Source organism: Streptomyces sp. NPDC104761, assembly GCF_055583445.1.
This window is the reverse complement of the sequence record NZ_JBVJNZ010000006.1, coordinates 440,713-463,774: the sequence shown is the minus strand read 5'-3', so window position 1 is coordinate 463,774 and position 23,062 is coordinate 440,713. Positions and strand designations below refer to the sequence as shown.

The following is a 23,062-nucleotide window of genomic DNA, read 5'->3' as shown; positions in this document are numbered from 1 at the left end:
CGAAGTGACCACTCCACGCCTCCCCCTGACGCTGGGCGCCGCGGCGCTCCTGCTCGCCACGAATCTCTGCGGCGCGACGACCGCCCGTGCCGACGGCGGCGACCCGAGCGTTCCGCCGGGCACGGAACCCTCCGCCTCCGCCCCCGTCAAGATCGACCCGACCGATCCCGACCTGAAGCTCCCCGAGGGCGCCACCCTGGCCGAGCCCAAGGTCCTGGACATCAAGTCGGTCGTCGAGGACCAGAGCGGTAACGAACGGCGGGAGGACACCAACGCGGACGTGACGTTCGCCCTCCAGGCCGAGGTGCTGTTCAGCAAGGACAGCGCGAAGCTGAGCGAGGCGGCGAAGGCACGGATCGGGGCGATCGCGGACGAGATCAGGAAGCAGAACCCGACCCAGGTCCGCGTCTTCGGCTTCACCGACAACCTGGGCACCTCGGCCCACGGAGACGTCCTCTCCCGCCAGCGCGCCAACGCCGTACAGGGCGTCCTGGACCAGGACCTGAACGACCCGAACATCACCTTCGACGTCCGCGGCTACGGCGAGCAGTACCCGATCGCCGACAACTCGACGGAGGAGGGGCGCAAGAAGAACCGCCGGGTGGAGGTGACGTTCCCGCGGACGGAGAGCTGAGTGCCGCCAGCCTTGGCTATGGGCGGTTGTGGTGACAGTTCCTGGAGCGCGGGCCGCCAGCCCCTACTCCACCTCGACCGTCACTCGCGCGCCCGTCCTCAGTCCCCATCCGGCCATGGTCCCCGCTTCCGCCTCCAGCACATGCCGGGAGCGGAGGCGAGGGCGGCCGAGGCGCCCCGGCGGCATCGTCCGCACGGCGATGACGTTCAGCCGGCGGTCCAGGTAGGCGACGTCGATCGCCATGCGCATCCGGAACGTATGGATGCCATTGGCGGGGGAGAGCAGGATCGCGCCGTCCAGATCGTCGCGCCCCAACAGCCCCTTGGTGCGGGCGCGATACGAAGTGGCGATCTCCAGCGGAACGGCGGCCACCCGGTCCCCGTCCCCGTGCACGAGCAAAGTTCCCCGGCCGTCTCGCCAGCGCCCCACACCCCACCCCTTTCCTGGCTCCCCCGCAGGTGTTCGCACCGACGGTACCCACAACGCGGGCGGCAGGTCCCGTCCGCAGCGTGAATACGTGTCACCCGAACACGCGGAGATCGTTGAGCGGGACGAGAGACCACTGGCCCCGCCTGGAACCTGGAGTCCCCCAGTGAATCCCCTGCCCGGTACGAGGACCGCACATGGCTGACCGACTGAAGATCGACGGCACCGAACTGGACAGGTTCTTCAAGGACCTGAAGAGGGCGCAGGAGTCGTTCACCGCCCTGCAGAAGGCGTTGCGCGGACCGGGTGCGGACGGCCTCGGTACGGACGGCCTGGACAAGGCCTGCGACCGCTTCCAGGAGGAGTGGCGCTACGGGGCGAAGGAGATCGCCGAGCAGATCGGGGACCTCACGGACATCACGAAGAAGGCGAAGGACGACTTCCACGAGGTGGACGTCGCCCTGGAGAAGGCGCTGGAGAAGGCGCGGAACAGGGGCGGGGGCACATGACGGTCGCGGGTCCCTACCCCCATCTCGGCTTCGACCCGGCGCCCGGCAGCACCGACCTCGTGCGGGACATCCACCGCAGGCTGTCCGACTGCGCCAGGGAGATGGAGAAGGCGCACGCCAAGGTCACGAAGCTGATGAACGGCAGCTACTGGGAGGGGGACGCGGCTGTCGCCTTCCGTGCGCAACTGGAGGGCGGCCCACTGCCGCGCAACCTCAGGAACGGCGCCCACTCCGTCGACAAGGCGGCCACGCAACTCGGTCTCTGGGGCGCGGAGCTGGAGGAGTTCCAGCGGCGCGCGAGGAAGCTCGAAGGCGAGGCCGAGGAGGCCCGCGAGGCCGTGCAGCGGGCCCAGGGCCATGCGGCCCTGCACGCGGCGCGGGGAGACCTGGACGACGTGCTGAAGCGTGCCCGGGCCCTCGCCGGCGAGCACGAGGAGACCGCGCGCAGGCGGGCCCGGCACATCGGCGACGCCACGCACAGGCTGGCGCCGCACGAGCCCGGCGCGTGGGACGAGTTCACCGACTGGCTGGGCGACAATCTCCCCGACATCCTCAGCGCGTGCGCCGCCGTGCTGGGCGTGATCGCCCTGCTGGGCCTCACGGCCGTCGCCCCCTGGATGCTGTTCCTGGCCGCGGGCCTGCTCAGCGGAGCGGCCTTCGGCCTGCGGGTCAGCGACCCCGAAGTCCTCTCGTCACTGCAGGACGGCTTCACCAAGGGCGAGCTGGACATCGACTTCTGGGGAAACCTACTGGGCGTCGCGGGGGATTTCCTGGGGATGCTGCCGGGGTTGGGGGCGGTGGCCAAGGGCAGCTACCTCGGACTGCGCTCGGTGGGGGAGTCGGGCGAACTGCTTTCGCTCGCGGCAAGCGGTGATGAAGTTCTGACTCTCGGGCAGAGACTGGCGAGAGCCGGAGCCAATGCCGGAACCGCACTCAGGACGGTCGGCTCCTCGATCCAGTCCGAGGCCGAGGCCGCCGGCGGGGCGGCCAGCTTCCTGGCGCATTCCCGGGTGTGCGGAGGCAGGCTGGCGCCGGTCGTGGAGAAGATCGACAAGCCTGCGACGATCCTGGGGGCCGGTACAGCCGTCTACGGCGTGACGAGCAGCTTTGTCGACTCCCTGGACAATGATGCGGCCAAGACCGTCGGCAACCTCCTCGACGGACCCAGAACCCTGGGCATCGACGTCCCCGCGACCATGGGCACCCTTCACTTCCTCTTGCGCGGCGCCGGTGAAGCCTCATGAACGGCGCCCCCTACGTGATCGACGTTTCGGCCAAGAACGCGGACGTCGACATCTGGTTCGTCTTGCCTCCGGGGTTCGTCCCGCTTCCCCTGCAGGAACTGACGACCGCAGGGCGCGAACCGGCAGCGGCGGCCGAGTTGTTGGCCTCGTACGGTCCGGTGCTCCGGCTCGCCCAACTACTCCGCGGAGCAGGGACCATCCACTGCTGCCTTGGTCTGCATGCAGACGACGAGGGAGACGCCAGTCCGCTGCTGTCGCTCTTCACGCTTGCCTGGCGGGCCACCGGATGGGCTCCGCGCAGCGTACTCGCGGCTCGCGCGGCAGCCGGCGCGGAGAGCGCCGAGCACATTGAGATGCTGGACCTGCCATGCGGCGCTGCCACGCTCGTCCAGACGCGTACGACCGCGCCGACGGAAATGAACCGTAGTACCCCGTGCGAACTGCTCCAGGCCACGGTCTACGTGCCGTGTCCCGACGGTCGGCGCGTCGCCATTCTCTCGCTCGCCACGACATCCGTCGCACGAGAGAGGCACTACCGTGCCCTGCTCAAGGGCATCGCCAGTACGGTCAGTTTCGAGAACCCCCTCCCGGATGCAACCGATGACGTACCCGACAAGGACTGACATGCCGCCGCCCACCCATCCGACGGCCTGGGAAGATCAGGCGACCCGCCGGGCCTGGACGAAGCTGCTGTGCTGCGCCGCCCTCGGCCAGGCCCTGTGGCCTGCTGTCTGGGTGGCGTTGCTGGCGTGGTACGTGAGCATGTCGATCACCTGGACCCTGTGGTTCTTCTTCGCCCCGATGGCCTACGCGTTCTACCGGACGTTTCTCCAGTGGGCCTATTGGAGGGGAGCGCTTCGCGCGCGACTCATCCTGCGTCAGTACCCCTGGCAGATGTTCGAGGATCCGGAAAGCGGGATCGGCAACATCCCCGGCGTCCGCAATGGCTACGCCTGGCTGAAGTTCCCCAACCCGGAGGCGCCGGACCAGCAGGTGACGATGGTGATGCACTCGCACGTGCGCTCCGTCTGGTGGGGCGGACGCCTCGGAAAGCGTGCCAAAGCCGAACGGAAGGCACAGGTACGGGAGATCTGGTTCGCGGGGGACCCGCGCTTCGCCGCGGTGCTCGCGGTGCCAGGGCCGCGCCGCCTCTACGTCATCCATCAGCGGCCGAGCTACCGTCCCGGTCTCCCCGCCGACGCCCATAAAGCCGGCCCGCAGGCGCTGGAACTCGCTCGCCGGGCTGGGGTCCGTGTGTCGGACGTCAGCTCTGTCGGCCCGTGACACCGATGCCTCGCCTGCCGGAACGCATTTCGGTTGTGACGATCCCACCTCCCGGGTAATACCTCCCCCATGACATCACTCGGCGCAGTCTTCCGCCCCCAGCTTCCCCCCGAGCGGCTGCGGGATGTGGTTCGGGTGGCTGAGGGGGTGGGGCTTGAGGAGTTGTGGTTGTGGGAGGACTGCTTCCGGGAGGGTGGGATCTCGACCGCCGCCGCTGCGCTCGCATGGAGTGAGCGGGTGCGGGTCGGCGTCGGGCTGTTGCCCGTGCCGTTGCGGAACGTCGCCATCACCGCCATGGAGGCCGCTGCACTGCATCGGATGTTCCCGGGGCGTGCCGTCCTCGGTGTCGGGCACGGCGTGCAGGACTGGATGGGCCAGGTCGGCGCCCGCGCGGACTCCCCGCTGACCCTGCTGCGCGAGCATCTCGACGCCCTGCGTGCGCTGCTGCGCGGGGAGCGGGTCACGGTGGACGGGCGGTACGTCCGGCTCGACGACGTCGCGCTCGACTGGCCGCCCGCCGGCCCCGTCGAGGTCCTCGCCGGCGCCGAGGGTCCCCGTACCCTCCGGCTGTCCGGTGCCGCCGCCGACGGGACCGTGCTCACCGCCGCCACCTCACCCGACGGGGTGCGCCGGGCCGTGCGGCTCATCGAGGAGGGGCGGCTGGCCGCGGGGCGCGGTGCGGACGAGCCGCACAGGGTTGTGGCGTACCTGCTGACCGCCACCGGGCCCGACGCCCCCGCCCGGCTCCGTGCCGAACTCGTCGCGGACGGGCTGGAGTCCGTCCCCGGCCTCGGTGTCGCCGGTGACGCGGGCGCCGTCGCCAAGGCCGTGCGGCGGCTCGCGGAGGCCGGCGCCGACACCGTCGTCCTCCAGCCGACGGCGGACGAAACCGACCCCGAGGGCTTCGTACGGTTCACCGCTGAGGAGGTCAGGCCGCTGGTGCCGTAGCGGCCCCCCGGAGCAGGCCGCCCGGCGTTGTCAGTGGCGGGTGCCACACTCGCCGGTATGACGACCGATGACGTTCGGCTGCGGCCCGTGCGGGACGACGACCTCGAGATCTTCCTCGCGTACGAGCACGACCCGGAGGCCGTCCGGCGGTCGCGGTTCACGCCCCGGCCGCGGGAGGCCTTCCTGAGGCACTGGAGAGAGCGGGTGCTCGGGGATCCGAGCGGCCGGGTGCGGACCGTCGTCGCGGACGGCGAGGTCGCGGGGAACATCGTCGCCTGGTGGGAGGGCGAGCGCCGGTTCACCGGGTACTGGCTCGGGCGGGCCTACTGGGGGAGAGGCGTCGGCAGTCGCGCCCTCGCCCTCTTCCTCCAGGAGGAGACGGTACGGCCGCTGTTCGCCGACCTGTCCGCCGGGAACACGGCCTCCGTACGGCTCCTGGAGAAGAGCGGCTTCGTGCCGTACGAGGGGGCGGAGCACGCCGTGGACGAGGGATTCGTGCTGCTGGTCCTGCGCGACCCTGCCGCGGGGGCGCCCTGATCGCCCCCCCCGCGGCGCGCTGTCTGTGGCTCAGGTGCGCGGATGGTCCCCCGTCGCCCCGTCGATCAGCTCCCGCACGATGTCCATGTGCCCGGCGTGCCGCGCCGTCTCCTCGATCATGTGGACGAGGACCCAGCGGAGCGAGACCTCGTGGTCCCGCCAGTCCGGGCGGCCCAGTGCCTCCAGCGGGCGTCCGGTGATCACCGCGTCGGCCGCGGCGCGGGCGCGGCCGTAGAAGTCGATGATCTGCTGGGTGGTCTCACCGGGGCCGACGGACAGGTCGTCGTCGCTGTAGGGGTCGAACCACAGCGGCTCGACCTCGGCGCCGAAGGACGCGACGAACCAGCCGTACTCCACCGACGCCAGATGCTTCACCAGCCCCAGCAGGTTCGTGCCCGACGGCGTCATCGGGCGCCGCAGTCGTTCGTCGTCCAGACCCTGCAGTTTCCACAGGACGGCGTCCCGGTGCCGGTCCAGGCTCGCGTGCAGGGTTTCCTTCTCACCGGCCGTGTACGTGTCGTCGGTCGTCATGGCCGGTGAAATTAGCAGCGGGGACCGACAGTCCGCTGCGATGCTGCGGGCATGGCAGAGCAGCGGACGCACCGCACTTTCGAGGACCTCGTCGCGGAGGGCGCCGCCGTGCCGACCGAGGGGTGGGACTTCTCCTGGTTCGAGGGGCGGGCCACCGAGGCGCGGCCGTCGTGGGGGTACGCCCGTTCGGCCGGCGGGAGGCTGGCCCGCGCCACGGCGGCGCTCGACATCCAGACCGGCGGCGGCGAGGTGTTCGACTTCGCCCTCGGTACGGCCGCCCCCGGCCGGCCCGGTCTGCTCGCCGCCACCGAGGGCTGGCCGCCGAACGTCCCGAAGGCGAGCGCACTGCTGGGCGCTCGCGGGGTGGTGGTCGTCGCCTCGCCCGAGGACGCCCCGCTGCCGTTCGCCGACGGGACCTTCGACCTGGTGCTCAGCAGGCATCCGGTGCGGGCCGACTGGGCCGAGATCGCGCGGGTGCTGCGGCCGGGCGGCACGTACTTCGCGCAGCACGTCGGGCCGGCCAGCGTCTTCGAGCTCGTCGAGTTCTTCCTCGGCCCGCAGCCGGAGGCCGTCCGCGGCGCCCGCCGCCCCGACACCGAGCGCGCCGCGGCGGAGGCGGCCGGGCTGGAGGTGGTCGGTCTGCGGGCGGAGCGGCTGCGGATGGAGTTCCACGACATCGCGGCCGTCGTGCACTTCCTGCGGAAGGTCGTGTGGATGGTCCCGGGCTTCACGGTCGAGGCGTACGAGCCCCAACTACGGGCTCTGCACCGCCGGATCGAGACGGAAGGACCCTTCGTCGCGCACAGTTCCCGGCACCTCTTCGACGTCCGCAGACCGGCGCTCCGGGCGTGATCCACCGGCCTTGGAATGCCAGGCGGCGAAGAATGGCCAAGAACCGCCGTCCGGGGTTCCGGACACCCGCCCGGACGGGCGGAGGGTGAAACGATCAAGGTGGGACATTACGGGATGTTGATCACGGAAGTGGTCAAGTGGTGCTCCGCGTCCCAGATCTACGCACAAGTGAAGGTTGATCCCTTCTGTTCACCTCTCATTTTCACAGCGTTCTCACATCGTTACCTCTTTCGTTTCGTATCACCCGATCGGCTCACGTAAGTTCAGACCAAGGCAATTCGCGTGAGCAAAGCTGCGCGGGCGGTACCGTGCAGTGGAGGGGGCTGCGCGGTGCCGCGACGCCCCACCCGCTCCCGTCAAGCCGTTGTTCGCACCCGGGGTAGCCCGTCGGGGGGATGGGCGAACAACTCGCCTAGGTTTCCGCAAGACGGCTCAAACCCTCTGGATCTCCCCGTAAGCGGCTACTTTTTCCTGGGATTCCGCTGCGAATCGGCCATGCGGGACTCTCGAATCCAGCGTCCCAGGCCCATCGCGGCGTCGCCGGACGACTCCGGAGAGTAGTTGATGCGCGCTGATGCACGCAGCATCACTTACGAAGGGTTATGGTGGAAACCCCCCCTCGGGCCGGTCCGTCTCCCCCCCACGGACCGGCCCGTTTTTTCACCCGCTTCTCAACGGGCCCGGGGCCGCGCCCCACAGAGGGACGGGGGACTGCGAGACCAGCCACAACCCGACCGCGGCCGCGCGCGACCGGAACCCCCGCCCCCACAAGGCGCCTTCCCTGCCGCGCCTCCCCCAACTCCCCGCGGGGTAGGCTTCGGCGGGCGGACCCCCCGCATCCGATTCACGAGGGGCGGACTTGAAGTGAACCTGCGCGACAAGCTGCGCGGCCTGCTCGTCAGGCTCTACGCGCGCCGGGTGGAAGGCCACCTGGACCACGCTCAGGTGCCCAAGCACATCGGCGTCATCATGGACGGCAACCGGCGCTGGGCGAAGGCCGCGGGATCCAGCACGGTGCACGGTCACCGTGCCGGCGCGGAGAAGATCGAGGAGTTCCTCGGCTGGTGCTCCGAGACCGACGTCGAGGTCGTCACCCTGTGGCTGCTGTCGACCGACAACTTCGACCGCGCCAAGGAGGAACTGGTCCCGCTTCTCGGCATCATCGAGGACGTCGTCCGCACCCTCGCCGCCGACGGCCGCTGGCGCGTCCACCACGTCGGCACGCCCGACCTGCTGCCCGCCCCGATGCAGACCGCGCTGAAGGAGGCCGAGGAGGCCACCGCGCACGTCGACGGAATACTGGTGAACGTCGCCATCGGCTACGGCGGCCGCCAGGAGATCGCCGACGCCGTCCGCTCGATGATCCTGGACGCCCACGACAAGGGCGTCGCGATGGAGGACCTCGCCGACTCCGTCGACGTCGACATGATCGGCCGTCACCTCTACACCGGTGCCCAGCCCGACCCGGACCTGGTGATCCGCACCAGCGGCGAGCAGCGGCTGTCCGGATTCATGCTCTGGCAGACCGCCCACTCCGAGTACTACTTCTGCGAGGTCTTCTGGCCCGCGTTCCGCAAGGTCGACTTCCTGCGCGCCATGCGCGACTACGCGGCCCGGCACCGCCGCTACGGCGGGTGACGTCACCCTGACGGCGGACGTCGACACGGCACAAGGCCCCCGACGTCTGCGCCACGCTGGATGACCACGTCGTCACGGTGGATGACCACACGTCACCCATGAGGCGTAAATCACCCATATTGGGGCGCGAGTAACAGGGAGTTCACCTGCGCGTCGTTGCGGACCGTGGCATGGCGGCGCATGTTCGAGGGCATAAGCCAGACAGGCCGACGCCCGAACCCCGGGCATCGGATCTCAGTGGGCGGCTCGGGGCCGTCCACCCGGGAGGCCCTTTGCACCAGCCCGACCGTGCGGTCACGGCACGGAAGAAGCAGCGGGGGGCCGGTTTTCGGCCCGTGCAGGGTGGCCGTCAACCGGTCCAGCTCGCTCTCGTCGCTCCCCGACCTCATCCGAGGGGGTACGTCCTTCCGTGGTGACCAGCACAGCGCGCCGCAAGTCCGACCGGCGCACCTATGTTCTCGACACCAGCGTCCTGCTGGCCGACCCGAACGCCATGACCCGCTTCGAGGAGCACGAGGTAGTGCTCCCGATCGTCGTGGTCACGGAACTGGAGGCCAAGCGGCACCATCCCGAACTCGGTTACTTCGCCCGGCAGGCGCTGCGCCTGCTCGACGACTACCGGGTCCGGCACGGCCGCCTCGATGCCCCCATCCCGATCGGGGACCTCGGCGGCACCATCCGTGTCGAGCTCAACCACTCGGACCCCAGCGTGCTGCCGAGCGGCTACCGCCTGGGGGACAACGACTCCCGCATCCTCGCGGTGGCCCGCAACCTGCAGGCCGAGGGGTACGACGTCACCGTCGTCTCGAAGGACCTGCCGCTCAGGATCAAGGCGTCGTCGGTCGGACTCCTCGCCGAGGAGTACCGCGCCGAACTCGCCATCACGGACTCCTCCGGCTGGACCGGAATGTCCGAACTGACCCTGCCCGGCGAGCAGGTGGACATCCTCTTCGAGGAAGGGCACGTGTACGTCCCGGAGGCCTCCGACCTCCCCGTGCACACCGGCCTGACCATCCAGTCGGAGCGCGGCAAGGCGCTCGGCCGGGTGACCGCGGAGGGCAACATCCGCCTGGTGCGCGGCGACCGCGAGGCGTTCGGCATCAAGGGCCGCAGCGCCGAGCAGCGCATCGCGCTGGACCTGCTGCTCGACCCGGACGTCGGGATCGTCTCGATGGGCGGCCGGGCCGGCACCGGCAAGAGCGCGCTGGCGCTGTGCGCGGGCCTGGAGGCGGTCCTGGAGCGCCGTCAGCACCAGAAGGTGATGGTCTTCCGCCCGCTGTACGCGGTCGGCGGGCAGGAACTGGGCTATCTGCCGGGCTCCGAGGCGGAGAAGATGAGCCCCTGGGCACAGGCGGTCTTCGACACCCTCTCCGCGGTCACCAGCCGCGAGGTCATCGAGGAGGTCACCGCCCGCGGGATGCTGGAGGTGCTGCCGCTCACCCACATCCGCGGCCGCTCCCTGCACGACGCGTTCGTGATCGTGGACGAGGCCCAGTCGCTGGAACGGAACGTCCTGCTGACCGTTCTGTCCCGGATCGGCGCGAATTCGCGGGTCGTTCTGACCCACGACGTGGCGCAGAGGGACAATCTGCGGGTCGGCCGTTACGACGGTGTGGTCGCCGTGGTGGAGAAGCTGAAGGGGCATCCGCTGTTCGCGCATGTCACCCTCACCCGGTCCGAGAGGTCCCAGATTGCCGCCCTTGTGACCGAAATGCTGGAGGACGGGCACATCTGAACCCTCTGATCCCTGTGTCCAACCTGGGGTGAGGACCCACCCGTTGGCGCCGTCCGGCAAAGGCCCCGAGCCTAGCCGGGCGGCGCCTTCGCGCGTGGGGGTTTCCTGAAATCCCCTGGGAGAAACCGGATGTGAGCTTTCACACGCAACTCGGAATTGCCACCCGGCGTCGGGTTACGGCAGAGTCTCATTCCTGTCAGGCCCCGCATACGACACACCCGTACCCCCAGCGGTACGGAACAACAGAAGCACCACTGCTAATTCCATAGCGACGTCGTATGCCGCCCGAGCACCACGCGGCGCTCCCTTCCGGAGCTGCCCGCCGGGCCCGCGTCTCCCGTGACCCAGTAGTGAGGAGACCTGTGCCAGGGGCACGATTGCGTCCGCCAGGGTCACCGAAGCGGGCGATGCTGGAAGGAAACCGTGTGAGCCGGATCTCGGTCCGGGGATTCGCAGTGGCCTCCGCCACCGCGGTCACCGCCGTCGGAAGCGTCGTGGGTGTTGCCTCGGGCAGCGTTGCCCAGCCCAACAACGACGCCGAGGCTACGGCAGCCGACACCACGCTCCTCGCCGACCTGCCCGCGGGTCAGCAGGCCCAGGTCCAGACCGCGTCCCTGACGCAGCAGGCCGACGCCGTGGCGATCCAGGCGGACGCGTCCGCCAAGAAGGACGCCGAGCAGGCCGCCCGGGTGGCCGCGGCCAAGACCGCCGAGGCCAAGAAGGCCGAAGCGGAGAAGGCGGCCAAGGAGGCCAAGGCCCGCGCCGAGGCGAAGCAGACGGCCAGCCGCTCCTCGTCCAGCTTCCCGGTCCAGAGCTCGTACACCGTGGCGCAGATCCAGGCGATGGCGCAGCAGATGGTGGCCGGCGGTCAGTACCAGTGCTTCAGCAACATCGTGGACCACGAGTCCAGCTGGAACTACCAGGCGGTCAACGCCTCCTCCGGCGCCTACGGTCTCTTCCAGGCCCTGCCCGGCTCCAAGATGTCCTCCGCGGGCGCCGACTGGCAGACCAACCCGGCCACGCAGATCAAGTGGGGCCTCAACTACATGAACTCCCGGTACGGCAGCCCGTGTCAGGCCTGGTCGTTCTGGCAGGCCAACCACTGGTACTAGGCGCTCCGCCGGGTTCGGCCGACAAACGGCGCTGCGGTTCGGGGTGCCTGCGGTTCGTGGGCGTCCGCGGGCCGGTGGGGGTTTCTCGCGCAGTTCCTCCCCAGCCTTCGGCCGGGGGTACCCCAGCGCCCCTGAAAGCTGGTAGCCGGCCCCTCTCTCAACCTTCCGCAGCCCCTCCCCGTCCTAGGGGGAGGGGCTGTTGCCCTGTACGGTCGTTGCGGACGACTCCAGGGGGGAGTGGTGGGGAAAGGGCGGATCATGTCGCGCGTGCCTGAGTGGCTCGGCCGTATCGGTGCCGGACTGACCGAGATGGGCGAGCGGTTGGACGAGCGCCGGGCCGAGGTGGAGCGGGAGCACGCCGAGCCGGAGCCGCCCGCTCCGGCCGTGTCCGTGCCGGCACCCGCACCGGCTCCGGACCCGCCGGCCCCCGCGCCCGTCCGGAAGCCGGTGCCGCGTCCCGACCCGGTGACGGCCATCCCGTGGGGCGTCCGGGTCGCCGCCGAGGCCGGCTGGCGGCTGCTGGTGCTGGCCGGCGCCGTCTGGATCCTGATGCGGGTCATCAGTTCCGTGCAGCTGGTCGTGTTCGCCTTCGTCATCGCCCTGCTCATCACGGCCCTGCTCCAGCCCACCGTCGCCCGGCTGCGCCGCTACGGCGTACCGCGTGGTCCGGCCACCGCGCTCACCGCCATCTCCGGCTTCGTGGTGATCGGCCTGATGGGCTGGTTCGTGACCTGGCAGGTCATGGAGAACATCGACACGCTCTCCGACCAGATCCAGAACGGCATCGACGACCTGCGCAACTGGCTGCTGAAGAGTCCGTTCCACGTCACCGACAAACAGATCAACCAGATCGCCAAGAACCTCCGCGAGGCGATCGGCGCCAACACCGACCAGATCACGTCGTTCGGCCTCGAGGGCGTCCAGGTGGTCGTGGAGGCCCTGACCGGTCTCCTGCTGGTCTTCTTCTCCACGCTCTTCCTGCTCTACGACGGCGACCGCATCTGGCGCTGGTTCCTCAAGCTGGTCCCCGCCGCCGCCCGCGAGGGCGTGGCCGGCGCCGGCCCGCGTGCCTGGCGCACGCTCACTGCCTACGTCCGGGGCACGGTCCTTGTCGCCCTCATCGACGCCATCTTCATCGGCATCGGCATCTACTTCCTGAACGTCCCGATGGCCGTGCCGCTGGCCGTCTTCATCTTCCTGTTCTCGTTCATCCCGCTCGTGGGCGCCGTCGCCTCCGGCGCGCTGGCGGTGATCGTGGCGCTGGTCACCCAGGGCGTCTTCACCGCGGTCATGACCCTGGTCGTGGTCCTGGCGGTCCAGCAGATCGAGGGCCACATCCTGCAGCCGTTCATCCTGGGCCGCGCGGTCCGCGTCCACCCCCTCGCCGTGGTCCTCACGGTCAGCGCCGGCAGCCTGGTGGCCGGGCTGGGCGGCGCGGTGGTGGCCGTACCGCTGGTGGCGGTGACCAACACCGTGGTCAGCTACCTGCACCAGTACTCGCGCGAGCGCTACGAGGGCACCGAGCCCGAGGCCCACGACCAGCCGTCGGCACCGGCCGGTCCCGCGCCCGACGACGGCGACCGGTCGCACTCTTCGTCCCGTACCGTGCCCGACGACGGCGACCCGTCGCACTCTTCGCCCCGTCCCGCGCCCGACGACGGCGCCTAGCCACCTTCTTCAGCCCGTCCGGCGTTCGAGGACGAGGCCGTTCCGGCCGAAGGGGGTCCGGGGCGCAGTCCCCAGGAACACGGAAGACCCCGCCCACAAGAGGTGAGCGGGGTCCACAGGGCGACGGTGCCTACTCGAACTCGGCCAGCACGGCTTCGGCTTCCAGGGCGGAGCCGACCGCCTGGACCACGGAAGCGATCTTGAACGCCTCCTGGATCACCTCACGGCCGACCCCGGCCTTGCGCAGCACCTGCTCGTGGGAGTCCAGGCACATCCCGCAGCCGTTGACCGCGGACACTGCGAACGACCACAGCTCGAAGTCGACCTTGTCGACGCCGGGGTTGCCGATGACGTTCATCCGCAGCCCCGCGCGCAGGGTGCCGTACTCGTGGTCGGAGAGCAGGTGGCGGGTGCGGTAGAAGATGTTGTTCATCGCCATCACCGCGGCCGCGGCCTTGGCCGCCGTGTACGCCTCGGGCGTGAGGTTCGCCCTCGCCTCCGGCGCCAGCTCGCGCAGCACGATCGGGGAGCGGGCGGCGATGGCGGTCGCCAGGACCGTGCCCCACAGCTGCTGGGCCGGCAGCTCCGAGTTGCCGATGACCGAACCCAGGTTGAGCTTCAGGTCCTTGGCGTAGTCCGGGAGACGGGACTTGAGGTTGTCGAGGGACACGGGGTCACTCACCCGCGAGGAGCGCGACCGGGTCGAGGGTGTCCTCGCCCTTGCTCCAGTTGCACGGGCAGAGCTCGTCGGTCTGGAGCGCGTCGAGGACCCGCAGGACCTCCTTGGGGTTACGGCCCACCGAGCCCGCGGTCACCATGGAGAACTGGATCTCGTCGTTCTGGTCGACGATGAACACCGCGCGCTTGGCGAAGCCGTCCTCGCCCTCGATGCCGAGGTCGCGCATCAGCTCGTGCTTCGAGTCGGCCATCATCGGGAACGGCAGCTCGCGCAGGTCGTCGTGGTCCTTGCGCCAGGCGTGGTGGACGAACTCGGAGTCACCGGAGAAGCCGAGGATCTGCGCGTCGCGGTCGGCGAACTCCTCGTTCAGCTTGCCGAACGCGGCGATCTCGGTGGGGCACACGAAGGTGAAGTCCTTGGGCCACGCGAAGACCACCTTCCAACCCTGGTAGGTCTTGTGGGTGATCGTCTCGAACTCCTTCCCCTTCTCCAGCGAGACGCAGGCGGTCAGTTCGAACTCGGGGAACTTGTCACCGACAGTGAGCACACGCTCTCCTTGCAGCGCGGAGCCACCCCGGATCGCGGGGTCCACTCCGATGGGTTGGACGTCGCAGATCGTGGCACAAGGTGCATTGATTCCTGAAATAGCTACACTCGGTCGGGTTGATCGGAGGTGGCTATCAGTGGCTGTGGGTAATTCCCTGGGGAACGGTACCGGGGGCGGGGCCGGTGCCGGCGGCAGGCGGCGGCAGCCCAGTCTCGCGCAGCTGCGCGCCTTCGCCGCCGTCGCCGAGCACCTGCACTTCCGGGACGCGGCGGCCGCGATAGGCATGAGCCAGCCCGCGCTCTCGGGAGCCGTCGCGGCCCTCGAGGAGACGCTCGGCGTCACGCTGCTCGAACGGACCACCCGCAAGGTGCTGCTGTCGCCGGCCGGCGCGCGGCTCGCCGTACGGGCGAGGGAGGTGCTGGACGGCGTGCAGGCGCTGCTGGCCGAGGCGGAGGCGGTGCGGGCGCCGTTCACCGGCGCGCTGCGGCTCGGGGTGATCCCCACCGTCGCGCCGTACCTGCTGCCGACCGTCCTCGCACTGGTCCACGACCGCTATCCGGACCTCGACCTCCAGGTCCACGAGGAGCAGACCGCCAGCCTCCTGGACGGGCTCGCCGCCGGCCGGCTCGACCTGCTATTGCTCGCGGTCCCCCTGGGCATCCCCGGGGTCGTCGAACTCCCGCTGTTCGACGAGGACTTCGTGCTCGTCACGCCCCCCGGGCATCCGCTCGGCGGCCGCACCGGCATCGGCCGCGAGGCGCTCAAGGAGCTCAACCTGCTGCTCCTGGACGAGGGGCACTGCCTGCGCGACCAGGCCCTGGACATCTGCCGGGAGGCGGGCCGCGAGGACGTCGCGGTCACCACCACGGCCGCCGGGCTCGCCACCCTCGTCCAGCTGGTCGCCGGCGGACTCGGCTGCACCCTGCTGCCGCACACCGCCGTCAGGGTCGAGACCAGCCGCAGCGACCAGCTCCGCACCGGCTCCTTCGCGGAGCCCGCGCCGAGCCGCCGGGTCGCCCTCGCGGCACGCGCCGGGGCAGCGCGCGGCGCCGAGTACCGGGAGCTGGCGGCCGCGTTGCGCGAGGCGCTGCGGCCGCTGCCCGTCCGGGTCCTCGGCGCCGGTTCCTGACGGCGGCTACTCGGTGCGCAGGCCGTCCGGGCGCATCAGCCGCAGCAGCGGCGGCATGCTGAGCAGGGTCACCGCCAGGACGACCGCCGCGCCGAAACCGGTCATGGCCAGCACGCCCGGCCAGTCCACGCGCACCGTGGAGCCGACCATCTTCAGCAGCACCGAGCCGAGCGTCAGCCCCACCACGCCGGCCAGCAGCAGGCCGAGCCCGACCGGGATCGCCGTCTGCCACAGCACCGACAGGCTCAGCGTGCGGCGCCGGGTGCCGAAGGCCACCAGGGCCGACAGCAGCTTCTTGCGCTCGCGCAGCTGCTCCACCTGGCCGACCAGCAGGCTCGCGCCGATCAGTGCCAGGACGGCGGCCGCGCCGACGAACAGCCCGGTGCGGATGGACTCGAACTGGTTGTTCCGCTCGAACCGGGTGAGCGCCTCCGCGTGCATCAGCGGGTCGATCCCGACCGCCGTGTTGATCACGTACTCGTTGGCGTCGGGCACCGCGGGGTCGACGGACAGGTAGACCACGCCCTGCACCGCCGTGCTGGCGCCGTGCGGCAGCGCACCCGGGGTGAGCAGGAAGCCGCCGCGCTCGTAGCCGGTGGGGTCCTCGCGGGTCTGCGCCTGCTTCAGCTCGGCCGGCACCGTCCAGCGGCTCGCGGGGCCGTCGTCGTCACCGCTGTAGGCGGGGTCGAGGTAGAGCGTCCGGCCGTGCTTCTCGCCGGCCGCCAGCAGCTTCGCCGTCTCGGAGTCGGCTTCGGAGCCCTTCACCACGAAGACGTCGCCGTCGTGACAGGACGGCAGGGTCGCGACCTCCCGCAGCGAGGCACAACTGCCCACGCTCACCTGGGCGGTCTGTGCCGGGTCCTTCTTCAGGTCGCCGACCTGGCCGTCGGCGATCGAGACCACCTTCCGCACGCCCTTGGTGGCGGTCATGGCCCGGGCCACCTCGGGCACCGAGACGCCGGACGGTACCTGGACCGACATCTGCGCGCGGTTGAGGTCGTTGGTGGTCGTCTTGGTGTAGTCCGCCTCGACACCGGCGAAGACCATCTGGAGCGCGATCGCACCGGCCACCGCCACCGCGATGCCGTTGACCATGCGGGCCGCCGTGCCGCTGCTCAGCTGCAGCCGCCGGACGGCCAGTTGCCAGGCCACCGCGCCCCGGCCGAGCCGGCCGACGACCGTCTCAACGACCCACGGCAGCAGCGCCGTGATGCCGACCAGGAGGAGCAGGACGCCGCCGGTCACCAGGTACTGGTTGAAGTCGCCGTCGCCGCGGCCCTGCCCGATCATCGGGTAGAGCGCCGCCAGGCCGGCCACCGGGAGCAGCAGCCGCCACCACAGCCGGCGGCGGGCGGGCTTCGCCGTGCGCACCACGCCGAGCGGCTCGATGACCACCCCGCGCAGCGTGAACAGGGTCACCAGCACGGCCGCCGCCGGCACGGCCACCGCCACCAGCAGGGCCAGCACCGGGGAAGGGTTGAGGTAGCTCGGGAACACGCTGGTGCCGAACACCTCGACGTTGCCCGCGAGCTGACGGCCGAGCAGGAAGAAGCCGGCGCCGAGGACGAGTCCGAGCAGCGCGCCGGCCATCGCCTCGCCGGCCGCGATCCGCCGTACCATCCGGCCGTCGGAGCCGACCAGCCGCAGCGCGGCCAGCCGCCGGTCGCGGCGCTCGCCGCCGAAGCGGACGGCGGCCGCGACGAACACGGCGACCGGCATCAGCAGCACCGTGAACACCACGAGGACGAGCAGGGTGAGGACCGGGTCGGACTCCGCGTCCGGGGACCGGGGGCTGCCGAAGTGGTCGATCCGGGCCACGTCCGGCGGGTGGACGTGCGCGGCGAGGTCGGCGGAGCCCGCGTAGTAGGCGAGTTCCTGGGAGCCGGTCAGCCCGCTCTCCGCGATGGTGGCGGTGATCCGGTACGGCAGCCGGGCCCGCAGCAGCGCGCCGTCGGGGGAGTCCAGCAGCCGCTTCAGCGCGGGCGACACGGCCATGTCGCCGGCCGCCGGGTACGCGGTCAGCCCGGGCGGCACCGGCGCCTTCGCGCCCTCCCGCTGGATCAGCCGGCCGCGGATGTCGGCGCCCCGGTAGGGGGTGTCGATGTCCGCGACGACGAACGTCTTCTCGCCGCGCTTGAGGGAGTGGCCGAAGACGTACGTGTAGTCCGCCCGCGCCACATCACGCTGGTGGCGCACGGCCAGCGCGCTCGGGATGGCCGTGGTGAGCAGCAGCAGCGCCACCCCCAGGCCCACGCCCACCGCCGTCATCGCGGCCCGGAACCAGCCCTCGCGGCCGCCGGCGAAGGCGAACCGGACCCCCATGGCCAGGTCCCTCGACCACTGCCCCGCGTTCATACCGCCCGCTCCATGTCCCGGGACTTCCCGTCCCGTACGACGATCTCGCGGTCGGAGTACGCGGCCACCCGCGCCTCGTGCGTGACCAGGACGACGGCCGCGTTGGTGGAGCGCGCGGCGTCCGTCAGCAGCTCCATCACCCGCTCGCCGTTGAGCGAGTCGAGCGCGCCGGTCGGCTCGTCGGCGAACAGCACCCGCGGCCCGGTCACCAGCGAGCGGGCCACCGCGACGCGCTGCCCCTGACCGCCGGAGACCTCGCCAGGACGCTTCTTCGCGAGGTCGTCGACCTCCAGCTTCTCCATCCAGCCCAGCGCGGCCCGCTGTGCCTCCTTGCGGGAGGTGCCGTTCAGCCGCAGCGGCAGCGCGACGTTCTCCACGCAGGTCAGCTCGGGCACCAGCTGGCCGAACTGGAAGACGAACCCGAACTCGCTGCGCCGCAGCGCGCTGCGCTCGGTGTCGTTCATGGTGGCCATCTCGCGGCCCGCGTACATGATCGACCCGGAGTCGGGCGGCACGATCCCGGCGAGGCAGTGCAACAGCGTCGACTTGCCGGAGCCGGACGGCCCCATCACGGCGACGACCTCGCCCGGGTGTATGGAGAACTCGGCCCCGTCGAGGGCGACGGTCGGGCCGTACGCCTTGCGGAGGTTCTCGGCCGCGAGCAGTGAACCGGCGGGGGCGTTCACCTGGTCACCTCCGCACGGAGCTTGTCGAGCCGGGCCGCGGTCAGTTCCAGCCAGCGCAGGTCGGCCTCCAGGTGGAACAGGGCGTGGTCGCAGACGAGCTGGTCCGCGAGGTCGCCGTGGCGCTTGCGGTCGGTGAGGATGCGCATGCTGCGCAGGTGCTCGGAACGCTGGCTGTCGAGGATGTCGCCGGCGTTGCGGTGCGTCAGCAGCGCGAGCACGACCTTGGTGTACAGGGTCGACTGGAGGTACTCCGCCGGCTTCTCGGGGGTCGCCAGCCACTGCTCGACGTCGGTGACCCCGGCGTCGGTGATGGCGTACCGCTTGCGCTCGGGGCCGCCGCCGGCCTCGATGCCGTCGACCTCCACGAGGCCGTTCTTCAGCAGCCGGGACATCGTCGAATAGACCTGGCCGTAGTGGAGCGGCCGGTCGTGACCGAACTTCTCGTCGAAGGCCCGCTTCAGGTCGTAACCGTGGCGCGGGCCGGACTCCAGGAGCCCCAGGAGGGTGTGACCGATGGACATGGAAGGGACTCTACACATCGTGTATACGCCGCGTGTATACGCGGCGTATAGAGATCATGGCCCGCTGTACGGAGCCGCAGGTGAAGGCCGATTGTCACGGTTCTGCGACAGCGGGATGTCACGGCGGCGGGGTCCGTCTCGTCTCCGGTCCGGCAGCGGGTCTCCCGCGTCGAGTCGGACCGGTCGCATCGGGCCGGATCAGGAAGGTGATGGCTGTGAGGGTGTTCGTGGCAGGGGGCAGCGGGGTGCTGGGGCGGCGGCTGGTGCCGCAGCTGGTGGCGCGTGGGCATCAGGTGACGGCCACCACGACGGGCGCGGCCAGGCTCGGGCTCCTGGCGGAACTGGGCGCGCAGGGAGTCGTGATGGACGGCCTGGACGCGGCGTCGGTCGGCGCGGCGGTGGCCGCGGCCCGCCCGGACGTCGTCGTCCACCAGCTGACCGCGATCTCCGCGGCGCACGCCGGCAAGCCGGACATCAAGCATCCCGACCGCTGGTTCGCCCTCACCAACCGGCTGCGCACCGAGGGCACGGACCACCTGCTGGCCGCCGCCGAGGCGGCCGGCGTGCGGCACGTCGTCGCGCAGAGCCACGCGAGCTGGAACGGCATCCGCGAGGGCGGCTGGGTGAAGACCGAGGAGGACCCGCTGGACCTGCTGCCGGGCACCGCCGCGCACCGGGGGATGCTGGCGCTGCGCCACCTGGAGGACGCGGTCCTCGGGGCCGGCGGCGCGGCCCTGCGCTACGGCGCCTTCTACGGCCCCGGCGCCATCGACGACCAGGTCGAGCTGGTCCGCAAGCGCCAGTACCCCCTGGTCGGCCGCGCCACCGGCCACAGCAGCTGGATCCACCTCGACGACGCGGCGAGCGCGACCGTCCTCGCGGTGGAGCAGAAGGCGCGGGGCGTGTTCAACATCGTCGACGATGATCCGGCGCCGGCCGCCGAGTGGCTGCCGTACCTGGCCGAGTGCGCCGGGGCGAAGCGGCCGCTGCGGGTACCGGTGTGGCTGGCCCGTCTCCTGGCCGGCGAGCAGGCGGTCGTCGTCATGACCCAGGGCCGCGGCTTCTCCAACGCCAAGGCCAAGCGGGAACTGGGCTGGGAACCGCGGTACCCGTCCTGGCGGCAGGGGTTCAAGGCGGCACTGGCCGGCTGAGCCCCCACGCAGTGCACGGCCGGACGAGACCCCTCCGGCCGTGCAATCCCGGGCCGGTGCTGTGCTATCGAAGTGGTATCGCTCGACAGCTCCGGGCAACCCTCCGTCTCCTCCGCTCGTCGGTTCCGTTGGGCGAGGGTGCTGATTGTCACGTCCGAAAAAGGACAGATCGTGCGGTGTTTGTCATAGAGAGCGGTGTTAGCTTTCTGGACTGACCTGAGCCACGTACTTGTGTGACACCCGTACACACGTGTGACAGCCGAGACGAAGCGGAGCAGACGGACTCATGGGACGAGCGGACGAGAGAAGAGCGCGACAGCGTGGCGGCCGCCGCGCCGCGCCCCGGAACCGCACGTCCCCGCAGGCCGCGCCCGCCACGCCGGCGCAGGGCGGGGCCACGACGGCGGTCGAGCCGCCGGCCGCCGAGGCCGCCGAGGGCGCGACCCGTGCGGAGCGCCGCCGGGCCGCCGCCAGGAAGCCGGGCAGGTCCGGTCCGCCGGGCAAGCCCGCCAAGGGCCGCATACGCAGGCTGTTCACCTGGAAGAAGATGCTCGGCGCGTTCTTCACCGTCTGCCTGCTGGGCATCGGCTCCTTCATCGCGCTGTACATGATGGTGAGCGTCCCCGAGGGCAACGCGCTCGCGCAGACGCAGAGCAACGTCTACAAGTACAGCGACGGTTCGGTCCTGGCCCGCAAGGGCACCGTCAACCGCGAGATCGTCGACCTCTCCAAGGTCCCGAAGGCCGTCCAGCACACCTTCGTCGCAGCGGAGAACAAGACCTTCTACACGGACAACGGCATCGACCTCAGGGGCATGGCCCGCGGCCTCTACAACACCGCGCGGGGCCGCGGCACCCAGGGCGGGTCGACGATCACCCAGCAGTACGTCAAGAACTACTACCTGGACCAGGACCAGACCGTCACGCGCAAGCTGAAGGAACTGGTCATCTCGCTGAAGGTGGACCGCGAGAAGACCAAGGAGGAGATCCTCGCGGGCTACATCAACACCAGCTACTACGGCCGCGGCGCCTACGGCATCCAGGCCGCCGCCCAGGCCTACTACCGCGTCGACGCCGACAAGCTCTCGGTCGCGCAGGGCGCCTACCTGGCCGCGCTGCTGCAGGCCCCCAGCCAGTACGACTGGGCGGTGGCGGGTCCCGTCGGCAAGAAACTGGTGCAGGCCCGCTGGAACTACGTCCTGGACAACATGGTCGGCCAGAAGTGGCTGGACAAGTCCGAGCGCGACGCCATGAAGTTCCCGATCCCCAAGGACCCGAAGCCCGCCTCCGGTCTGGAGGGCCAGAAGGGCTACCTGGTCGACCTGGCCAACACCCAGCTGGAGAACCAGCTGATGAAGTCGCAGAACATCACCCGGTCCCAGGCCGAGGCCCAGGTCGTCGACCAGGGCTGGACGATCACCCTGAACATCGACCCGAAGAAGCAGGCCAAGCTGGAGGCGGCCGTCAAGAGCCAGCTCACCAGCAAGCTCGACGGCAAGAAGCGCAAGGTCGACAACAACGTCCAGGCCGGTGCCGTCTCCGTCGACCCCAAGACCGGCAAGATCCTCGCCCTGTACGGCGGCGTCGACTACTACAAGCACTACACGAACAACGCCACCCGCGCCGACTACCAGCCGGCGTCCACCTTCAAGCCGATCATCCTCGCCGCCGCGCTCGACCAGAACGCCAAGACGCAGAACGGCAAGGACATCAACGCCGACACGATCTACGACGGCACCAGCGGCCGCCCGGTCAAGGGCAGCGACATCGCCTTCGCCCCGCCGAACGAGGACGACGCGAACTACGGCAACATCACCGTGCAGACGGCGATGAACAAGTCCGTCAACTCGGTGTTCGCGCAGATGGGCGTGGACGTCGGCATGAAGAACGTGCTGAAGACCGCCGACGACCTCGGCCTGGACACCGAGAACCTCCAGGCGGTGCCCGCGATGACCCTGGGCAGCATGGGCGCGAGCCCGCTGGAGATGGCCTCGGTGTACGCCACCCTCGACAACCACGGCCAGAAGGTCACCCCGAGCATCCTCGCGTCGGCGGAGAAGACCGGCCGCAAGGTCGACCTGCCGGACCCGATCGGCGACCAGGTGATCAGCGCCGAGGCGGCGGACCAGGTGACGTCGGTGCTGACCGGCGTGGTCGACGACGGCACGGCCAAGGCGTCGGTGGCCCAGAACCCGCTGCGCAAGGGGCAGCAGGTGGCCGGCAAGACGGGTACGTCCGACAACAACAAGTCGGCCTGGTTCACCGGTTACACGCCCGACCTGGTGACCTCGGTCGGCCTGTTCGGCGAGGACGCCAAGACCCACAACCAGGTCCCCCTCACCGGCGCCACGGGCCTGCTCCCCGGCACCGGCCGCGTCAACGGTGGCGGTTACCCGGCGCAGATCTGGGCGACGTACACCTTCGGCGTCACGAAGAAGGCGAAGTTCGACCTGAACACCGAGCTGGGCGCGGCCGTCCAGCCGACGGACACGCCGAGCTTCAGCGAGACCCCGTCCGAGACGCCCTCGCAGACCCCGTCCCAGACCCCGACGAAGTCCGCGACCCCGTCGCAGACGCCGTCGCAGACCCCGTCCCAGACCCCGACGAAGTCCCCGGATCCGACGACCAGTGCCCCGTCGACCCCGTCGCAGACCCCGACGGGCGGCATCACGGACAACCCGCTGAATCCGGCGGACGGTCAGTAGCCAGTAGCGATGCCCCGCACCGGTGCTTCGTACGGTGCGGGCGCGTCGTGGGGGGGGGGGGGGGGGGGGGGGGGGGGGGGGGAGAGGAGAAAAGAAAGGAGGTACGGGTGGGAAGCAAAAAAGAGACCCCTGACCGGGCGACGGGGCACACCCCCCCCCCCCCTCACAAGGA

Annotated in this window: 22 protein-coding genes; 15 read left to right on the top strand and 7 right to left on the bottom strand. The window is 70.5% G+C overall.

Translation table 11 applies throughout. The features are described 5' to 3' along the window. Positions 1 to 4: 4 nt before the first annotated feature. Positions 5 to 634 (top strand): OmpA family protein, encoded by a 630-nt coding sequence (locus ACZ63F_RS19785; RefSeq protein WP_469712489.1) that lies wholly within the window; start codon positions 5 to 7, stop codon positions 632 to 634. Between the two features lie 63 nt (positions 635 to 697). Here ACZ63F_RS19785 and ACZ63F_RS19780 read toward each other — a convergent pair whose 3' ends face one another. After that, positions 698 to 1,063, bottom strand: coding sequence for a DUF192 domain-containing protein (locus ACZ63F_RS19780; protein WP_469712487.1), 366 nt, complete (start codon positions 1,061 to 1,063; stop codon positions 698 to 700). A 194-nt stretch (positions 1,064 to 1,257) separates the two neighbouring features. Here ACZ63F_RS19780 and ACZ63F_RS19775 point away from each other — a divergent pair, with 194 nt between their 5' ends. The 6 genes from ACZ63F_RS19775 (at position 1,258) to ACZ63F_RS19750 (ending at position 5,582) form a co-directional block, all read left to right on the top strand. Further along, positions 1,258 to 1,569, top strand: coding sequence for a hypothetical protein (locus tag ACZ63F_RS19775; protein WP_469712485.1), 312 nt, complete (start codon positions 1,258 to 1,260; stop codon positions 1,567 to 1,569). After that, the gene (locus ACZ63F_RS19770; RefSeq protein WP_469712484.1) at positions 1,566 to 2,813 is read left to right on the top strand and encodes a hypothetical protein; all 1,248 of its coding nucleotides are present in this window, start codon (positions 1,566 to 1,568) and stop codon (positions 2,811 to 2,813) included. The genes ACZ63F_RS19775 and ACZ63F_RS19770 overlap by 4 nt, the downstream gene beginning before the upstream one ends. Beyond that, positions 2,810 to 3,436, top strand: a complete 627-nt coding sequence (locus tag ACZ63F_RS19765; protein WP_469712483.1) for a hypothetical protein — start codon at positions 2,810 to 2,812, stop codon at positions 3,434 to 3,436. The genes ACZ63F_RS19770 and ACZ63F_RS19765 overlap by 4 nt, the downstream gene beginning before the upstream one ends. 1 nt (position 3,437) lies before the next feature. Beyond that, on the top strand, positions 3,438 to 4,097 hold the full coding sequence (locus ACZ63F_RS19760) for a hypothetical protein (protein ID WP_469712481.1): 660 nt from the start codon (positions 3,438 to 3,440) through the stop codon (positions 4,095 to 4,097). 69 nt (positions 4,098 to 4,166) lie between these two features. Continuing rightward, positions 4,167 to 5,045 carry an LLM class flavin-dependent oxidoreductase gene (locus ACZ63F_RS19755; protein ID WP_469712480.1) on the top strand — a complete coding sequence of 293 codons (879 nt, stop codon included), beginning with the start codon at positions 4,167 to 4,169 and terminating at the stop codon, positions 5,043 to 5,045. Positions 5,046 to 5,102: 57 nt separating this feature from the next. Next, positions 5,103 to 5,582 carry a GNAT family N-acetyltransferase gene (locus ACZ63F_RS19750; protein ID WP_469712478.1) on the top strand — a complete coding sequence of 160 codons (480 nt, stop codon included), beginning with the start codon at positions 5,103 to 5,105 and terminating at the stop codon, positions 5,580 to 5,582. A gap of 30 nt (positions 5,583 to 5,612) precedes the next feature. On the opposite strand, the gene ACZ63F_RS19745 is transcribed toward ACZ63F_RS19750, so the two are convergent. After that, the gene (locus ACZ63F_RS19745) at positions 5,613 to 6,113 is read right to left on the bottom strand and encodes a DinB family protein (protein WP_469712476.1); all 501 of its coding nucleotides are present in this window, start codon (positions 6,111 to 6,113) and stop codon (positions 5,613 to 5,615) included. A gap of 51 nt (positions 6,114 to 6,164) precedes the next feature. Between ACZ63F_RS19745 and ACZ63F_RS19740 the strand changes: the two genes are divergently transcribed. The 5 genes from ACZ63F_RS19740 to ACZ63F_RS19720 all read left to right on the top strand — a co-directional run bounded on the left by ACZ63F_RS19740 (position 6,165) and on the right by ACZ63F_RS19720 (position 13,118). Continuing rightward, the gene (locus ACZ63F_RS19740; RefSeq protein WP_469712474.1) at positions 6,165 to 6,965 is read left to right on the top strand and encodes a class I SAM-dependent methyltransferase; all 801 of its coding nucleotides are present in this window, start codon (positions 6,165 to 6,167) and stop codon (positions 6,963 to 6,965) included. Positions 6,966 to 7,829: 864 nt separating this feature from the next. Beyond that, entirely contained in the window at positions 7,830 to 8,603 is a 774-nt protein-coding gene (locus ACZ63F_RS19735) for an isoprenyl transferase (protein ID WP_352354477.1), read from the top strand. 409 nt (positions 8,604 to 9,012) lie between these two features. Next, entirely contained in the window at positions 9,013 to 10,338 is a 1,326-nt protein-coding gene (locus ACZ63F_RS19730) for a PhoH family protein (RefSeq protein ID WP_351959517.1), read from the top strand. Positions 10,339 to 10,763: 425 nt separating this feature from the next. Next, positions 10,764 to 11,450 (top strand): aggregation-promoting factor C-terminal-like domain-containing protein, encoded by a 687-nt coding sequence (locus tag ACZ63F_RS19725; RefSeq protein ID WP_390640682.1) that lies wholly within the window; start codon positions 10,764 to 10,766, stop codon positions 11,448 to 11,450. Positions 11,451 to 11,708: 258 nt separating this feature from the next. After that, on the top strand, positions 11,709 to 13,118 hold the full coding sequence (locus tag ACZ63F_RS19720) for an AI-2E family transporter (protein ID WP_469712472.1): 1,410 nt from the start codon (positions 11,709 to 11,711) through the stop codon (positions 13,116 to 13,118). A gap of 130 nt (positions 13,119 to 13,248) precedes the next feature. Here ACZ63F_RS19720 and ACZ63F_RS19715 read toward each other — a convergent pair whose 3' ends face one another. Then, entirely contained in the window at positions 13,249 to 13,788 is a 540-nt protein-coding gene (locus ACZ63F_RS19715; protein WP_469712471.1) for an alkyl hydroperoxide reductase, read from the bottom strand. A 4-nt stretch (positions 13,789 to 13,792) separates the two neighbouring features. Beyond that, positions 13,793 to 14,344, bottom strand: coding sequence for a peroxiredoxin (locus ACZ63F_RS19710; protein WP_093499343.1), 552 nt, complete (start codon positions 14,342 to 14,344; stop codon positions 13,793 to 13,795). A gap of 136 nt (positions 14,345 to 14,480) precedes the next feature. Between ACZ63F_RS19710 and ACZ63F_RS19705 the strand changes: the two genes are divergently transcribed. Beyond that, the gene (locus ACZ63F_RS19705) at positions 14,481 to 15,473 is read left to right on the top strand and encodes a hydrogen peroxide-inducible genes activator (RefSeq protein ID WP_469712470.1); all 993 of its coding nucleotides are present in this window, start codon (positions 14,481 to 14,483) and stop codon (positions 15,471 to 15,473) included. Between the two features lie 6 nt (positions 15,474 to 15,479). Here ACZ63F_RS19705 and ACZ63F_RS19700 read toward each other — a convergent pair whose 3' ends face one another. The 3 genes from ACZ63F_RS19700 to ACZ63F_RS19690 are packed head-to-tail and all read right to left on the bottom strand — an operon-like array spanning position 15,480 to position 19,035. Continuing rightward, the gene (locus tag ACZ63F_RS19700; RefSeq protein ID WP_469712468.1) at positions 15,480 to 17,828 is read right to left on the bottom strand and encodes an ABC transporter permease; all 2,349 of its coding nucleotides are present in this window, start codon (positions 17,826 to 17,828) and stop codon (positions 15,480 to 15,482) included. Further along, positions 17,825 to 18,514 (bottom strand): ABC transporter ATP-binding protein, encoded by a 690-nt coding sequence (locus ACZ63F_RS19695; protein ID WP_469712467.1) that lies wholly within the window; start codon positions 18,512 to 18,514, stop codon positions 17,825 to 17,827. Before ACZ63F_RS19695 ends, ACZ63F_RS19700 begins: the two co-directional genes overlap by 4 nt. Next, on the bottom strand, positions 18,511 to 19,035 hold the full coding sequence (locus tag ACZ63F_RS19690) for a PadR family transcriptional regulator (protein ID WP_093499339.1): 525 nt from the start codon (positions 19,033 to 19,035) through the stop codon (positions 18,511 to 18,513). The genes ACZ63F_RS19695 and ACZ63F_RS19690 overlap by 4 nt, the downstream gene beginning before the upstream one ends. 209 nt (positions 19,036 to 19,244) lie before the next feature. On the opposite strand from ACZ63F_RS19690, the gene ACZ63F_RS19685 reads away from it, so the two are divergent. Next, complete coding sequence (locus ACZ63F_RS19685) at positions 19,245 to 20,186, top strand: NAD-dependent epimerase/dehydratase family protein (protein WP_469712466.1); 942 nt, start codon at positions 19,245 to 19,247, stop codon at positions 20,184 to 20,186. 286 nt (positions 20,187 to 20,472) lie between these two features. Further along, positions 20,473 to 22,890, top strand: a complete 2,418-nt coding sequence (locus ACZ63F_RS19680) for a transglycosylase domain-containing protein (RefSeq protein ID WP_469712465.1) — start codon at positions 20,473 to 20,475, stop codon at positions 22,888 to 22,890. Positions 22,891 to 23,062 lie beyond the last annotated feature (172 nt).

Coding starts and splice junctions, on each gene's coding strand:
- ACZ63F_RS19770 (WP_469712484.1), top strand. CDS start 1,566: ATGACGGTCGCGGGTCCCTACCCCCATCTCGGCTTCGACCCGGCGCCC.
- ACZ63F_RS19755 (WP_469712480.1), top strand. CDS start 4,167: ATGACATCACTCGGCGCAGTCTTCCGCCCCCAGCTTCCCCCCGAGCGG.
- ACZ63F_RS19720 (WP_469712472.1), top strand. CDS start 11,709: ATGTCGCGCGTGCCTGAGTGGCTCGGCCGTATCGGTGCCGGACTGACC.
- ACZ63F_RS19680 (WP_469712465.1), top strand. CDS start 20,473: ATGGGACGAGCGGACGAGAGAAGAGCGCGACAGCGTGGCGGCCGCCGC.
- ACZ63F_RS19740 (WP_469712474.1), top strand. CDS start 6,165: ATGGCAGAGCAGCGGACGCACCGCACTTTCGAGGACCTCGTCGCGGAG.
- ACZ63F_RS19765 (WP_469712483.1), top strand. CDS start 2,810: ATGAACGGCGCCCCCTACGTGATCGACGTTTCGGCCAAGAACGCGGAC.
- ACZ63F_RS19700 (WP_469712468.1), bottom strand. CDS start 17,828: ATGAACGCGGGGCAGTGGTCGAGGGACCTGGCCATGGGGGTCCGGTTC.
- ACZ63F_RS19745 (WP_469712476.1), bottom strand. CDS start 6,113: ATGACGACCGACGACACGTACACGGCCGGTGAGAAGGAAACCCTGCAC.
- ACZ63F_RS19685 (WP_469712466.1), top strand. CDS start 19,245: ATGGCTGTGAGGGTGTTCGTGGCAGGGGGCAGCGGGGTGCTGGGGCGG.
- ACZ63F_RS19750 (WP_469712478.1), top strand. CDS start 5,103: ATGACGACCGATGACGTTCGGCTGCGGCCCGTGCGGGACGACGACCTC.
- ACZ63F_RS19690 (WP_093499339.1), bottom strand. CDS start 19,035: ATGTCCATCGGTCACACCCTCCTGGGGCTCCTGGAGTCCGGCCCGCGC.
- ACZ63F_RS19760 (WP_469712481.1), top strand. CDS start 3,438: ATGCCGCCGCCCACCCATCCGACGGCCTGGGAAGATCAGGCGACCCGC.
- ACZ63F_RS19775 (WP_469712485.1), top strand. CDS start 1,258: ATGGCTGACCGACTGAAGATCGACGGCACCGAACTGGACAGGTTCTTC.